The organism is Halorussus gelatinilyticus (assembly GCF_023238445.1).
Classification (GTDB): Archaea; Halobacteriota; Halobacteria; order Halobacteriales; family Haladaptataceae; genus Halorussus; species Halorussus gelatinilyticus.
The window spans coordinates 2,281,442-2,294,466 of sequence record NZ_CP096658.1 but is presented as its reverse complement, the minus strand read 5'-3'; the positions used below and the strand labels follow the sequence as shown (position 1 = coordinate 2,294,466).

At 67.2% G+C, this 13,025-nt stretch carries 13 protein-coding genes; 6 read left to right on the top strand and 7 right to left on the bottom strand.

From position 1 onward, the window contains the following. Nucleotides 1-153: 153 nt before the first annotated feature. Nucleotides 154-468, top strand: a complete 315-nt coding sequence (locus tag M0R88_RS11760) for a hypothetical protein (protein ID WP_248653699.1) — start codon at nucleotides 154-156, stop codon at nucleotides 466-468. Between the two features lie 166 nt (nucleotides 469-634). On the opposite strand, the gene M0R88_RS11755 is transcribed toward M0R88_RS11760, so the two are convergent. Together M0R88_RS11755 and lonB are read right to left on the bottom strand one after the other, a co-directional pair. After that, a complete protein-coding gene (locus M0R88_RS11755) occupies nucleotides 635-826 on the bottom strand; it encodes a hypothetical protein (protein ID WP_248653698.1) in 192 nt (63 codons plus the stop codon). Between the two features lie 144 nt (nucleotides 827-970). Continuing rightward, nucleotides 971-2,983, bottom strand: a complete 2,013-nt coding sequence (lonB, locus tag M0R88_RS11750) for an ATP-dependent protease LonB (protein WP_248653697.1) — start codon at nucleotides 2,981-2,983, stop codon at nucleotides 971-973. A gap of 171 nt (nucleotides 2,984-3,154) precedes the next feature. Here lonB and M0R88_RS11745 point away from each other — a divergent pair, with 171 nt between their 5' ends. The 3 genes from M0R88_RS11745 to M0R88_RS11735 all read left to right on the top strand — a co-directional run bounded on the left by M0R88_RS11745 (nucleotide 3,155) and on the right by M0R88_RS11735 (nucleotide 5,202). After that, nucleotides 3,155-3,673 (top strand): nicotinamide-nucleotide adenylyltransferase, encoded by a 519-nt coding sequence (locus M0R88_RS11745; RefSeq protein WP_248653696.1) that lies wholly within the window; start codon nucleotides 3,155-3,157, stop codon nucleotides 3,671-3,673. A 60-nt stretch (nucleotides 3,674-3,733) separates the two neighbouring features. Continuing rightward, a complete protein-coding gene (locus M0R88_RS11740; protein ID WP_248653695.1) occupies nucleotides 3,734-4,321 on the top strand; it encodes a diadenylate cyclase in 588 nt (195 codons plus the stop codon). Between the two features lie 95 nt (nucleotides 4,322-4,416). Further along, on the top strand, nucleotides 4,417-5,202 hold the full coding sequence (locus M0R88_RS11735; protein WP_248653694.1) for an SAM hydrolase/SAM-dependent halogenase family protein: 786 nt from the start codon (nucleotides 4,417-4,419) through the stop codon (nucleotides 5,200-5,202). A gap of 6 nt (nucleotides 5,203-5,208) precedes the next feature. Here the strand turns inward: M0R88_RS11735 and M0R88_RS11730 are convergent, their stop codons facing one another. From M0R88_RS11730 to M0R88_RS11715, 4 genes are all read right to left on the bottom strand, one after another. Continuing rightward, on the bottom strand, nucleotides 5,209-6,519 hold the full coding sequence (locus tag M0R88_RS11730) for an APC family permease (protein WP_248653693.1): 1,311 nt from the start codon (nucleotides 6,517-6,519) through the stop codon (nucleotides 5,209-5,211). Nucleotides 6,520-6,642: 123 nt separating this feature from the next. Beyond that, nucleotides 6,643-6,915 carry a DUF7520 family protein gene (locus M0R88_RS11725; RefSeq protein WP_248653692.1) on the bottom strand — a complete coding sequence of 91 codons (273 nt, stop codon included), beginning with the start codon at nucleotides 6,913-6,915 and terminating at the stop codon, nucleotides 6,643-6,645. Nucleotides 6,916-7,215: 300 nt separating this feature from the next. After that, nucleotides 7,216-8,025 (bottom strand): orotidine-5'-phosphate decarboxylase, encoded by an 810-nt coding sequence (pyrF, locus tag M0R88_RS11720; RefSeq protein WP_248653691.1) that lies wholly within the window; start codon nucleotides 8,023-8,025, stop codon nucleotides 7,216-7,218. Nucleotides 8,026-8,105: 80 nt separating this feature from the next. Further along, nucleotides 8,106-9,119: a zinc-binding dehydrogenase gene (locus M0R88_RS11715; protein WP_248653690.1), complete on the bottom strand. Its 1,014-nt coding sequence runs from the start codon at nucleotides 9,117-9,119 to the stop codon at nucleotides 8,106-8,108. 90 nt (nucleotides 9,120-9,209) lie between these two features. Here M0R88_RS11715 and M0R88_RS11710 point away from each other — a divergent pair, with 90 nt between their 5' ends. Beyond that, complete coding sequence (locus M0R88_RS11710) at nucleotides 9,210-10,004, top strand: GHMP family kinase ATP-binding protein (RefSeq protein ID WP_248653689.1); 795 nt, start codon at nucleotides 9,210-9,212, stop codon at nucleotides 10,002-10,004. Between the two features lie 271 nt (nucleotides 10,005-10,275). Then, nucleotides 10,276-11,358, top strand: a complete 1,083-nt coding sequence (locus M0R88_RS11705) for an SDR family oxidoreductase (RefSeq protein WP_248653688.1) — start codon at nucleotides 10,276-10,278, stop codon at nucleotides 11,356-11,358. A 34-nt stretch (nucleotides 11,359-11,392) separates the two neighbouring features. Here the strand turns inward: M0R88_RS11705 and thsA are convergent, their stop codons facing one another. After that, on the bottom strand, nucleotides 11,393-12,955 hold the full coding sequence (thsA, locus tag M0R88_RS11700; RefSeq protein WP_248656701.1) for a thermosome subunit alpha: 1,563 nt from the start codon (nucleotides 12,953-12,955) through the stop codon (nucleotides 11,393-11,395). Between the last annotated feature and the right edge of the window lie 70 nt (nucleotides 12,956-13,025).

Here is a 13,025-nt window from a genome sequence, read left to right as displayed (position 1 = left end):
TCATGTTACGAACGCGTTTTCGTGGCTTTCGGCCACGTGTCAGGTGGTCACCTCGGTCGGCGTCGGTGTCGGCGGACCGACGACGTGCCGAACCCCTCACCCTGCTAACGAGACCCGAACTATTATGTCAGTCGCCCCGGAAGTACCGTCGGAATGTCATTCGCCGAGAAGACCACGGCGGCCGCGCGTCGCCTACGAGAGCGCTCCGTGCACTACGGCCGAGAGTTCGCCGCGTTAGCAATCTACGCCGTCGCCTGCGCGGCCGTCTGTCTCCCGACGGTCGTCGCCACCGGCGGCGTAATCTTCTGGGGCAGTTCGCAACTCGGCCTCGAAGGCGCGGCCCGGACCGTCTACTTCGCCGCCGGGGTCCTCGCCATCATGCTCGTGTTCAACGTGCTCCATCGGTTCGTCCAGCAACTCCACCGCAAACTGTTCGGTGCGACCCGGTCGCCGATGTGGCAGATCTGACCGACCGCGGACGGTATTTCTCGGTTGCTCGTCGCCTTCTCTCACCGAGACCCGGACCGACGACCTCGGTCGGCGGCGTCGCCCGGCCGCGACGCTACTGACTGACTCGTCTCGAAGAAAACTGCGAGTTGCGAACTCGCGCGGTCGCCCGCGCCGGGAGTTACCGCTACTCGGCGACGACTTCGTCCTCGAACTCGATTTCGGTACTGTCGTCCCGCCCGAACAGCCACGTCGTCACTGCGACGGAGCCGCCGGTCAGCAGACCGATCTTCGTCCCGTTCCCGCCGAACGCGCGGGCGACGAGGGCGGCGACCACGAACGCGACGATACCGCGGAGGAGGCTCTTTGTGAGTCCCATGAATCACGCTACGACTGGTCGCGTAAAAGAGATGTCTATCCGCCCGAGGAGTGGGGACCGCTGGCACGGCCGAGCGGCCGACGTGCCGAGGAACGCCGCCGCTCTCGCGCTCGGTGAAAAATACGAAAAACGGCGTCGGAGACGTTACTGCGGGCTGGGACTGCCGGTACCCGAGCGGCCGACCTGCCGTTCGAGCGCCGACCCGGTGATGTTCTTCAGGCGGTCCACGAGGCTGTCCTTCTCGGCCTCGCCCGCGAGGGCGACTTCCAGCACTTCGCTGATGTGGGAGACGGGGATGATCTCGATCTGGTCCTCGTACTCCTCTTCGATCATCACGTCGTCCTCGTTGGCCGCCGGGATGATGACGCGGTCGAGACCCGCCTTCGCGGCGGCCTCGATCTTGTGCGTGACGCCGCCGACCGGGAGCACGTCGCCCCGAACCGACAGCGACCCGGTCATGGCGAGGTCCTGCCCGACCGGGATGTCCTCCAGCGCGCTAATGACGGCCGTGGCGACCGTGATGGAGGCCGAGTCGCCGTCCACGCCCTGTTGACCGGCCTGGACGAACTGGATGTGAACGTCGCGCTCGGTGATGTCCTCGTCGCTGAACTTCTTGATGATGGCCGAGACGTTCTGGACTGCCTCCATGGCCATCTCTTTGAGCTGCCCCGTGGCGATGACCTCACCGGGACCCTGCGAGGGCGTCACTTCGGCCATCACGGGCAGGACGATACCGGAGTCCTCGCCCATGACCGCGAGTCCGTTGACGCGGCCGACGACCTCGCCCTGATTGACGGTGAGTTCGTAGTCCTTGCGGCGCTCGATGTAGTCGTCGGCGACCTGCTGCTCGATGGAGCGACTGCGGCGCTTGGCCTGCAGCACGTCCTCGCGCTCGGTCTGGTCCTTGTTCGCGGCGCGAGCGATGTCGCCCGCCACGCGAACGAGACCGCCGAGGTCGCGGAGTTTGAGCGTGAGGTGGTCCTTGCGGCCCGAGCGACGCTGGGCCTCGAGAATTACCTCCTCGACCGCCTGCTCGTCGAAGTGAGGCAGGCGGCCGTCCTTCTCGACCTCCTGAGCGATGAACCGGGTGTACTTCCGGCGCATCTCCGGGGTGTCGTCGATGGTGTCGTCCATGTACACCTCGTAGCCGTACCCCTTGATACGGCTCCGGAGCGCGGGGTGCATGTTCTCCATCGCGTCCATGTTCCCCGCCGCGATCATGATGAAGTCACAGGGGACGGGTTCGGTCTGGACCATCGCGCCCGAGGAGCGCTCGGACTGGCCCGTGATGGAGAACTCGCCCTCCTGAATCGCGGTCATCAGCTTCTGCTGACTGCGGATGTCGAGGGTGTTTATCTCGTCCACGAACAGCACGCCCTTGTTGGCCTTGTGGATGGCTCCCGGCTCCACGCGGTCGTGGCTCGGGGTCTCCATCCCGCCGGACTGGAAGGGGTCGTGGCGGACGTCGCCCAGCAGCGCGCCGGCGTGGGCACCGGTCGCGTCCTCGAAGGGCGCGGCGGTCTGGTCGGCGTGGTTGACCAGCAGGTTCGGAATCATCGCGTCGTTGCCCCGCGAGCCGTAGCGGAACGCGAGGTAGATGACGCCGGCCGCGAGGATGCCCAGCAGCGGTCGGGTAGCGATGAGAAGCGAGTAGCCCACCACGATGGCGATGATGACCCACATCAAAAACGAGCGCATCTGGTTGCGCTTGCGGGCCTCTTCCTTGTGGGCCTCGATAATCTGCTCGCCTTTCCCCGCCGGGACGGTCCGGACCTTCGGTTCGTTGCCGTCGTCGGGGTTGTGATAGACGAGTACGTCCTGCAAGTCCTCCTTCGGCAGGAGTTCGCTCATCGCTTTCGCCAGCATCGACTTGCCCGTACCGGGCGTGCCGATCATCATCACGTGACGGCGCTGTTTCGCCGCCTTCTGAACCACGTCACGGGCGTGGTCCTGACCGATGACCTGATCCACCAGTCGGTCGGGAATCTCTATCTCTTCGGTGGTCTCGATGTCAAGCCCGCCCAGCAGGTCGGCCTCGACGGCTTCGTCGTCTGCGATGTCGGGTTCGACATCGCTGCCGAGGTCTTCGAACGCCGAGCCCCCCTGCTCGGACGCTTGCTCCTGCGGCGGAGTCTCGTTATCGGTGTCCTTGCTCATAGAACTGTCCTGTACGTGTCTGAATGCAGGGCTGGAGAATTGATATACTTTCTCCCTCGATTCGCCCGAGGCGGTTACGTCCAACTCACCGCGATACGGGCTGAAAACCGGCTTTCGTCGGAACGCGACGACTCGCCACGCTTATAAAACCTCACCGTGGAACGCTATTGTATGACTCGCGGGTTCTACATCGGTCGGTTCCAACCCTACCACAACGGCCACCACAACGTGGTCCAGAGCATCGCCGAGGAGGTAGACGAGTTAGTCCTCGGCATCGGGAGTGCGGGCGACTCCCACAGCCAACACGACCCGTTCACGGCGGGCGAGCGCATCATGATGATAACCAAGTCGCTGGTGGACTCGGACCTCGTGACCTACGCGGTTCCCATCGAGGACCTGGACCGCAACTCGGTGTGGGTTAGCCACGTCCAGAGCATGAGTCCGGACTTCGACGTGGCTTATTCGAACAATCCGCTCGTCATCCGCCTCTTCGAGGAGGCGGGCGTCGAGGTGCGCCAGTCGCCGATGTACGACCGGCACGTCTTGGAGGGGACCGAAGTCCGCGACCGGATGATAGCGGGCGACGACTGGGAGTCGCTGGTCCCGGACGCAGTGGTCGAGGTCGTAGAGGAAACCGGCGGACTGGAGCGGATTCAGCGCGTGAGCGACTCCGACAGCAACGGGGAGTGAGCGAGCGATACGCGTTTCGACGGGCACGCCGATTATGCGTGTTCGTCCGATAGACGCTGCATGGGCTACGGCGACCTTCACATCGATTACGAGTCACACTCCAACGTCAGAGAACTGCTCGACTGTCTCACCTTCGTGCTCGAAGGTATCAGCCTGGAGTTCGAGAAGTGGGACACGCGACACGTGAAAGGTCCGGGTCTCTACGTCGCTGTCGTGACCGGGCCGACCGTGGCTGAGTTCGCCGACCCGATGGGGAACAACCACTGGCCGGTGAGCAGGTGTCGAACGGTCTGCGACGGGTTAGACAGCTTCTACGAAACCGCACGCGACGTCGCCCGGACGCGGGACGGAGCCGTCGTCGTCAGCGTCGACGACGTGCTTCAGCGCCAGATGGTTCGGTTCCGGGACCTGAAGCCCGACGATTCCGGCCCGTCAACCGCGGAAATCGCCGACTACGAGGACTGGATGGGGGCGCGTCACATGAGCGCGCTCGACACGTCGGCGCGCCCGAACGTCGTCTCGACGCTGACGCTGAGCGAGGAGACCGGCCGCGTGACGGTCTTCCAGCGGGGGACGTTCGAGACGTACACGCGGGGGGAACTCGGCGGCGAGTGGAACATCGAGACTGATGGGCGACTCACGACTTGACGGTCGGACGTGTCGAGAAAACGCCCGCCCTACCCGACCGTTCCGGAAACTCGTGTTCCAATCATTTTTGCCGAACCATCTCGGAATTGCCGACCATGATAACGCTCGCTTCGGACTTCGGCACGCCCTACCCGGCGGCGATGAAGGGCGTGATGCTACAGCGAACCGACGCGCGATTGGTGGACGTCGGTCACGACTTCCCCCGGCAGGACGTGCGGACCGCGGCGTTCTGGCTCCGCGAGGTCCTGCCCTACTTCCCGCCCGCGGTCCACCTCGTCGTCGTGGATCCCGGCGTCGGCACCGACCGGGCCGCGCTGGCGGTTCGGGCGGGCGACCACGCGCTCGTCGGACCCGACAACGGCGTTTTGCTCCCGGCGGCCCGGGAACTCGCGGAGCGCACCGACGCGACCGAAATCGAGGTCTTCGAGGTCGCGTACGACGACGCGAACACCGAGAGTACGACGTTCCACGGCCGGGACGTCTTCGCGCCCGCCGCCGCCGAGATTCACGAGGCGGGCGTCGAGGAGTTCCACGAGCTCGAGGACGTGGCTCCGGTCGGCGAGTACGAGGACCTCCGCTTTCCCGAACCGGAAATCGAGGACGGGACCACACTCGGCGACGGGGCCGCACTCGGCGAGGTGCTGGTCGTGGATGGCTTCGGCAACGTCGTCACGAATCTCCCCGGCGAACTCGTGACCGGCCGCGACTCGGTGACGGTGAACGGCGAGTCCGCCCCCGTCGCACGGGCCTACGCGGAACTGCCCGCGGGCGACCGCCTGGTCACGGTCGGGAGCCACGGCAACGTCGAGTTGGCGGTCAACCGCGGCCGCGGCGACGAGGCCTTCGGCGTCTCCGTCGGCGACGACGTGAGAATCGAGTAGGCCCGGTTAGCCTTTTCCGCTGCTGGCGCGTCCGGACTGGTGGCCGAAGATGTCGGTCTCGAAGTACACGAGTTCGACCGCGAGCACGAGGACCGCGATGACCCCGACCGAGTAGAAGACGCGCCGTTCGGCGGTGTAGAGGTGCCAGACCATCAGCGGGAGGAACAGCCCCGTGCCGACCATGCCGACGGCGGGGACGACCGCCCTGACCTCCGGTCGGTCGCGCTGCCGGAAGGCGAGGTAGCTCATGCCGCCGAACACCACGATGAACGTCAACGACGCGAACGACGTGATTCCCTCGAGACTGCCGAAGAGGGTGAACGCCGCGGTCAGCACGCCGACGACGAGCACGGGCTTCGTCGGCATCTCCGACGAGTCGTCGCCGAGTCGGTCGGGCAGTAGCCCGTCCGATATCAGGCCGTTCGAGAACAGGGTGCTGCTGAACAGCGTGGCGTTGATGGCGCTCGCGGTCGAGAACAGCGCCGACAACGAGATGACGAGGTAGCCGAGGTGCCCGCTGAACTTCCGGGCGGCCACGGCAAGCGCGGTCTCGGGGTGTTTCGAGACGAAGCCGATGCTCACGAGGCTGGTCGTCACCACCGCGACGCCGATGTAGATGACCACGGCGGTGGGAATCGAGACGTAGATAGCCTTCCTGATGGTGTCGCCGGCGTTCTTGATGGTTGACTGGTCGTACATCAGGAGTTGCCAGCCTTGGAACGCCACGAACGACACGGCCGCCGCCATGACGGGGCCGACGCCGAGCGACCCCGCTCCGCTCCGAAGCTGACCGCGCCGTGCGCCGTAGTAGAGGCCGAGCGCCGCGAAGCCGACGAGGATTGCGACCTTGATAACGACGAGGACGACCTCGACCTCGCCGGTCTCGCTGACGCCCACGGCGTTGAGGCCGACGAACGCCGCGACGACGACGACCGACGCCAGCGCGCGCACCGGCAGGCCCACGACGTGGTCGATACCGACGAGGTCGGTGAAGTAGCTCCCGAAGGCGTAGGCGTACATCGCCATCGACCCGATGTAACCGAACAGCAGAGTCCACCCCGCCATCCCCGCGAGCGTGTCGTTGTGCGTCAGCGACTCGATGTACGTCGGTGACCCGCCCTGCGCGTCGGTGAGTTCGTTCAGTTTCACGTACGAGTGGCCCGCACAGAGGGCGACGAAACCGGCCAGCACGAACGCCAGCCACGCGAGCGGACCGCTGACCTTGACCACAACCCCGAGGACGGCGTAGATGCCACCGCCGATCATCCCTCCGAGGGCCATCGACACGGCCTCCGTTAGTCCGAGGTCGTCAGACATTCCGTTCGACACGTAGGTGCCGGGCGAGTTTCAGCCTTGGTCGCCTCTATCAGTGTTGTGGCTTCGGCTCGGCGTTCGGTCCACAGTCGTCGCAGAATCGGAAGCGCGTTCGCTCGTCCCGCCTCAGGCGCGCTCGCCGGTCTCGTCGTCGTACCGGGACGCGACGCTGACGAGACCGAACAGGAGCGCCAGCACGCTCGCGGTCAGGACCATGCCGAACGCGGCCATCACGACCGGCGACATCTGGAACGACACCACGCCCAGCAGGTTCATCGCCACCTCGCGCTTCTGTCCGGACGCGCCGACGATAGCGCCGATACCGCCCGCCACGAGGACGACGACGACGGAGACGCCGGCGAAGATGGGTCGGCTCGAAATCGTCGAGTCGGAAGTCACGGTCGGCGATTAGGAGCGGTGGCGATTAGGCGTGTCGGTACTAGGCCGCATTGATATTCTGGATTTCGCCCTAACCGAAGATGCTTCGGCGACGGCCACGAGAATGACTGTCGAAAACAATGAGGAGAACGCGTCGAAAGCCCCCGCCCGATCGCGGTCGCTCAGCGACATATCTTCGGCAGAAACCTCGCTTCGCTCGCGTGACCGCGAGCGGGCGGCCCCTTTCAGTCCACCCAGAGGTGTGATTTGATCGGCAGAGCGTTCGCCGGTTGAAGGCGTCACCGAGCGCTTGCTGGTAGCTCAGCGATACTGGTTCAGACGCTCTTTCAGGTCGCGCGCGGCGTCTCCGGCGGCGTCGGCGTACGACCGGTCGGAGTCCTCGCCGGCGAAGATGATGCCGCGGGTGGAGTTGACCAGACCCGCGCCGTTGGTCGCGGTGGCGTACGTCGCGGCGGCCTCGGCGTCGCCGCCCTGCGCGCCGACGCCGGGGACGAGGAACGGGAGGTCCGGCACGCGCTCGCGGACGGTCCGAAGTTCGTCCGGCGTCGTCGCACCGACGACCAACCCGACGTTCCGGTTGCCGGCCGCGCTCCACTCGCTGGCGAGGTCGGCGACGCGCTCGTACACGAGGTCGCCGTCGGCGAGTTCCAACTCTTGCACGTCCGCGCCGCCGGGGTTCGAGGTCCGACAGAGCAGGAAGCATCCCGCTTCATCTCGGTCGAGGAACGGCGCGAGCGAGTCCCGTCCGAGGAAGGGGTTGAGCGTGATGGCGTCCACCGAGTCCAGAACCGTCGCGTACTGCCGAGAGGTGTTGCCGATGTCGGCGCGCTTGGCGTCGAGCAGGACCGGAACCCCCGCGTCGCGGGCGTGTTCGACCGTCTTCTCCAAGGCGCGCCAGCCGTCCGGGTCCTCGTAGAACGCCGCGTTGGGCTTGAAGACCGCGGCGTGGTCGCAGGTCGCGTCGATGATGCGGCGGTTGAACTCCCAGCGAGGCAGGTCGGCGTCCCGAACGTCGTCGGGCAGGCGGTCGGTGTCGGGGTCCAACCCGACCGAGACGATGCTGTCGATTCGCTCGATACGGTCGGCGAGGCGGTCGAAGAACGCGGTCATTGCTCCGGGGTTCTGCGGGTGCGGATACAAAGGTTGCTACTCGAAACGACGGGCCGGATTCTCGAAAGCGGAGTGTTGTCTCACGCCTTCCGGACGAGCGAAATCTTGCCGATGTGATCTTCCTCCTCGGCGTACCGGTGGGCGTCGGCGACGCCCTCGGCGGTCAGCGCGAACTGTTCGTCGTCCAGTACCGGTTTCAGACCACCATCGGCCACGACCTCGTTGATTCGCCGGAAGCGCTCGCCGACGCGCTCGCGGCCCTGCCCGCGGAGGACGGGCAGAATCGACAGGACGACGCCGAGCGAGAGCGCCTTCTGGTGCAACGCCGAGAGGTCCTGCGTCGAACTCGACTCAGTAGTGACGACGCGCTCGAACGGCGCGACCGCCTCGAATGCGGTCTGGAGGTGGTCGTCGCCCACCGGGTCGAACACAACGTCGAACCCCTCACCGTCGGCGTGTTCGGCGACGTACTCGTCGGGGTCGGTCTCGGTGTAGTCGATGGTCGCCGACGCGCCGAGGTCGGCGGCTAACTCGCGCTTGCGCTCGGTCGAACCGGTCGCGTACACGTCCGCGCCGAGCCAGTCGGCCAGTTGGACGCCGACGTGGCCGACGCCGCCCGCACCGCCGTAGACGAGCGCCGAGTCGCCGTCGCCCGCGTCGGCCTTGTCCACCAGCATCTCCCACGCGGTGAGACCCACGACGGGGAGCGCGGCGGCCTCGGCGAACGACAGCGAGTCGGGCACGGGCGCGAGCAGGTCGGCGTGAGCGGGGACGTACTCGGCGTAGGCTCCCTGCGCGCCGGTGACGCCGCCGACCATGCCGTACACCTCGTCACCCTCCTCGAAGGCGGTCACGTCGTCGCCGACCGCCTCGACGACGCCCGCGGCGTCGCATCCCAAAATCGCGGGGAAGTCGGGCGCGAACGGCGGCAGGTCGCCGCGCCGAATCTTGTACTCGACCGGGTTGACGCTCGACGCCTCGACCCGGACCAGCACCTCCGCGGCGTCGGGGTCGGGTCGGTCGAACTCGCGGTCCTCGAAGACCTCCGGGTCGCCGAACTCCTCGATGGCGACCGCGTGCATGCGTTCGGTCACGCCGGGCACTTACCCGCCCGAGCGGTAAACGGTCGTCGGCCGGTCGCCGCGTCCCGAGGGTTCAAATGGGACTCGCGCCCACTCTCGGGTATGCGAGCGTTCGCCCCCGGAAGCGTCACCGCCGTCTTCGCGCCCGCCGAGACCGCAGACCGGTCGAAGGGCGCGAGCGTGGCCATCGCCGACGGCGTAATCGCGGACGTACGGAGAGTAGACGCACAGGACCCGACGGAACCGGTCGTCAGGTTGGGCGGCGAGCCGACCGACTTCGAACCGGTCGAACTCGCGCTCCGCGAGTTGGACGTGGCCGCTCGCGCCGACTTGACCGCCGAGGTTCCCATCGGGCGCGGGTTCGGCGCGAGCGGTGCCGCGACCCTCGCAACCCTCATCGCCGCGAACGCCGAGTTCGGACTCGACTACTCCCGCGAGGAGTTGGTCGAACTCGCCCACCGCGCGGAGGTCGAGGCCGGGACGGGTCTCGGCGACGTGTTCGTCCAGAACCGCGGCGGACTGGTCGTCGGCGACGGCGGCGACCCCCGGAAGTTCGAACGCGAGACGCCCGTCGAGTACTCGTCGTTCGGCCCCATCGCCACCGAGGAGGCGCTGGCCGACGAGGACCTGATGGAACGAATCGCCCGCGAGGGGTCGGCGACCCTCGACGCGCTCCCCGAGGACCCGTCGCTAGCCGGACTGACCCGCGACTCGTGGGAGTTCGCCCAAGCCATCGACCTGCCGACCGACGACGTTCGAGAGGCTGTCGCGGCGGTCGAAGCCGCCGGCGGAGCGGCGAGCATGGCGATGGTCGGCGAGACGGTGTTCGCGGTGGGCGTCGAGGGCGTGCTGGAGAACCGGACCGAGGTCTGTTCCGGCGGCGCGGAACTGCGCTGACTCCCACTCGTCTCGCTCTCGCTTGGACTCGCCCACGGTTCTGCCACCGAGATTAAGGACGTCGTGATGTTGGTAAGGAATCCCGACAGGGGGTCGGAGTTTCCACCATGACACGAACCGAAACCGACGCGAGGTCGGTCGGACAGGAGCGCGCGACCGCTTCCGTCCGCCTCGACGCGACGGCACGCACCAGCACCGACGCACGCGTTAGCACCGACAAACGCACTAGCGCCAGCGGCGACGCAGGGGACAGTACCGAGGGAGATTCGCGATGAGCGTGGACCTGAAACCCCTCGAAGAGCAGGTCGTCGTCGTCACCGGCGCGTCCTCCGGCATCGGCCTGACGACCGCGCGGATGGCGGCCGAGCGCGGCGCGCGGGTGGTCGCCGCGGCCCGGAGCGAAGACGCCCTCCGGGAGTTGACCGACGAGATACGACAGTCGGGCGGCGAGGCGACCTACGTCGTCGCCGACGTGAGCGACCGCGACGACGTGCGGAAGATAGCGGCGACCGCGCGCGACGCCTACGGCGGGTTCGACACGTGGGTCAACGTCGCCGGGGCGTTCCTCTACGGCAAACTGGAGGACACGCCGGTCGAGGACATGCGCGAGCAGTTCGACACGAACGTCTGGGGACTGCTCTACGGGTCGCTCGAAGCCGCGAACCTCCTGAAAGAGCGCGGCGGCGCGATAATCAACATCGGGAGCGTCGCCTCGGACCGGGCAATCCCGCTTCAGGGGAGCTACTCGGCGAGTAAGCACGCCGTCAAGGGCTTTACCGACGCGCTCCGGATGGAACTGGAGCAGGAGGGCGCGCCCGTCTCGGTTACGCTGGTCAAACCCGCCTCCATCGACACGCCGTACCCGGAACACGCGAAGAACTACATGGACGAGGAGGCCACGCTCCCGCCGCCGGTCTACACGCCCGAGACGGTTGCCCGCGCTATCCTCGACGCCGCGGAGAACCCCCAGCGCGACGTGTTCGTCGGCGGCGGAGCCAAGGGCATGGCCGCGCTCGGCCACTACGCCGCGGGGGTTCTCGACACCGTGATGGAGAAGCTGTTCGTCCCGATGCAGAAGGAGTCGGAGTCTCCTCGCCGGGACGCGCCGAACAACATCGAGGAACCGACCGGAGAACTGGAGGAACGCGGCGACATCGACCGGCACGTCTCGAAGGAGAGCGCGTACACCCGGACCACGCAGCGCCGGAGTCTGACCGGTCTGGCGCTCGCGGGCCTCGGCGCGGTCGGACTCGCGCTGTTCGCCCGCTCTCGGTCGAAGCGCCGGAGCGAGGAGTCACGCGAGCGCGAGACGGAGACGCGGCGGTCCGTCGAGTCTCCGCCGCGGACGAGGTGAGGAGGGAGACCCGAAATCCGAGGCGGCTACGCCGTTACTCCGCGGCGATGACGTCGTCGATGCGAGCGATCATCGTCGCGGCCTCGGTCGCGGACTCGAACGCCTCGCGCTTGACCGCAACGGGGTCGAGGACGCCCGACTCCACGGGGTCGCCGATTTCGCCGTGCTGGCCGGTCGCGATGATACCGGACCGGCCCTCGCGCTCGTCGTTCGCGGCCCGCAGATCGACGAGTCCGTCGATGGGGTCCATGCCGGTGTTCTCCGCGAGCGTGCGCGGGAGGACGTCCACCGCGTCGGCGAACGCCTCGACCGCGAGTTGCTTGCGGCCCTCGATGCTCGCCGCCTCCTCGCGGACCCGGTCGGCGACGACGATCTCGGTCGCACCCGCCCCCGCGACCACGCCGCCGAAGTCGAGCGCCGCGGTCACCACGTCGAGGGCGTCCGAGAGGGCGCGCTCCAGTTCGTCCACGACGTGTTCCGTACCGCCCCGAACGAGCATCGTGACCGCTTCCGCGGCCGCGCCGCCCTCCACGAACGCGAGGTCCTCGTCGGCGAAGGTCCGGACCCGGACGGTCTCGGCCCACCCGAGGTCGGCGTCTTCGACGTCTTCGACCTTGCTCGTCCGACTCGCGCCGGTCGCCGACGCGACGGCGCGGGCCTCGTCGTCGCTCACATTCTCGAACGCGAGGATGCCCGCGTCGGCGAGGTAGGCGGCCGGGCGGTCGTCGATGGAGTCGGTCGAGAAGACGACGTCCACGCCCGCAGACGAGAGCGCGTCGGCGTACTCCCGCAGTTCGCGGTCCTCTGCGTCCATCGCGGCGGTGAGCTGGTCCACGCTGTCGACGCTGTACTCGGCGTCGACGTTCGCCTCGCGGACCCCGAACTTCTCGTCCACGACCGCGATGGTTGCGTCCGAAACCTCGCGGGGCATGTTGGCGTGGACCGGTTCGGCCTCGCTGATGACGCCCTCCACGAGTTCGGTCGCCGACGACGACCCGCCGGTCTGAGTGTGGACGCGGACGTCGTCGCGGACGACGCCTTCCTCGCCCTCGACGTGGCGGACCGCACTGACGACCTCCTCGGCCAACTTCTCGGTCGTCACGTCGGCGGTTCCCTTGCCGGTCATGCTCGACTGGGCGACGTTCGTCAGGACGTCGTCGTCCAACTCCTCGTCCAGCACGAGACCGTCGATGGCGTCGAGCGCGATGTCGCGGGCCTCGGCGTAGCCCTCCACGATGGTCGTCGGATGCACGTCGTCGTCCAACAGGGTCTCGGCCTTCGAGAGGAGTTCGCCGGCGAGAACCGCGGCCGTGGTCGTGCCGTCGCCCACCTCCTCTTCCTGTGCGTCCGCGACCTCGACTATCATCTGGGCCGCGGGGTGTTCGATGTCCATCGTGTTCAGGATGGTCGCGCCGTCGTTGGTGATGGTCACGTCGCCGGTGTCGGTCACCAGCATCTTGTCCATCCCGCGCGGCCCGAGCGTCGTGCGTACGGCCTCGCTGACCGCCTTTCCGGCGGAGATGTTCGAGGACTGGGCGTCTCGGCCCTGCGTTCGCTCGGTCTCGTCCGCGAGGATGAACATCGGTCGTCCGCCCATGCGTCGCTGTCCGGACTGTGATTCGCTCATGATTACTCCCCGTCTAAAAGATGTTTAAACTTCTATATAA

What these genes read in the sequence shown, in the direction of transcription:
- M0R88_RS11760 (WP_248653699.1), top strand. Translation starts at nt 154, where the DNA reads ATGTCATTCGCCGAGAAGACCACGGCGGCCGCGCGTCGCCTACGAGAG.
- M0R88_RS11755 (WP_248653698.1), bottom strand. Translation starts at nt 826, where the DNA reads ATGGGACTCACAAAGAGCCTCCTCCGCGGTATCGTCGCGTTCGTGGTC.
- lonB (WP_248653697.1), bottom strand. Translation starts at nt 2,983, where the DNA reads ATGAGCAAGGACACCGATAACGAGACTCCGCCGCAGGAGCAAGCGTCC.
- M0R88_RS11745 (WP_248653696.1), top strand. Translation starts at nt 3,155, where the DNA reads ATGACTCGCGGGTTCTACATCGGTCGGTTCCAACCCTACCACAACGGC.
- M0R88_RS11740 (WP_248653695.1), top strand. Translation starts at nt 3,734, where the DNA reads ATGGGCTACGGCGACCTTCACATCGATTACGAGTCACACTCCAACGTC.
- M0R88_RS11735 (WP_248653694.1), top strand. Translation starts at nt 4,417, where the DNA reads ATGATAACGCTCGCTTCGGACTTCGGCACGCCCTACCCGGCGGCGATG.
- M0R88_RS11730 (WP_248653693.1), bottom strand. Translation starts at nt 6,519, where the DNA reads ATGTCTGACGACCTCGGACTAACGGAGGCCGTGTCGATGGCCCTCGGA.
- pyrF (WP_248653691.1), bottom strand. Translation starts at nt 8,025, where the DNA reads ATGACCGCGTTCTTCGACCGCCTCGCCGACCGTATCGAGCGAATCGAC.
- M0R88_RS11710 (WP_248653689.1), top strand. Translation starts at nt 9,210, where the DNA reads ATGCGAGCGTTCGCCCCCGGAAGCGTCACCGCCGTCTTCGCGCCCGCC.
- M0R88_RS11705 (WP_248653688.1), top strand. Translation starts at nt 10,276, where the DNA reads ATGAGCGTGGACCTGAAACCCCTCGAAGAGCAGGTCGTCGTCGTCACC.
- thsA (WP_248656701.1), bottom strand. Translation starts at nt 12,955, where the DNA reads ATGGGCGGACGACCGATGTTCATCCTCGCGGACGAGACCGAGCGAACG.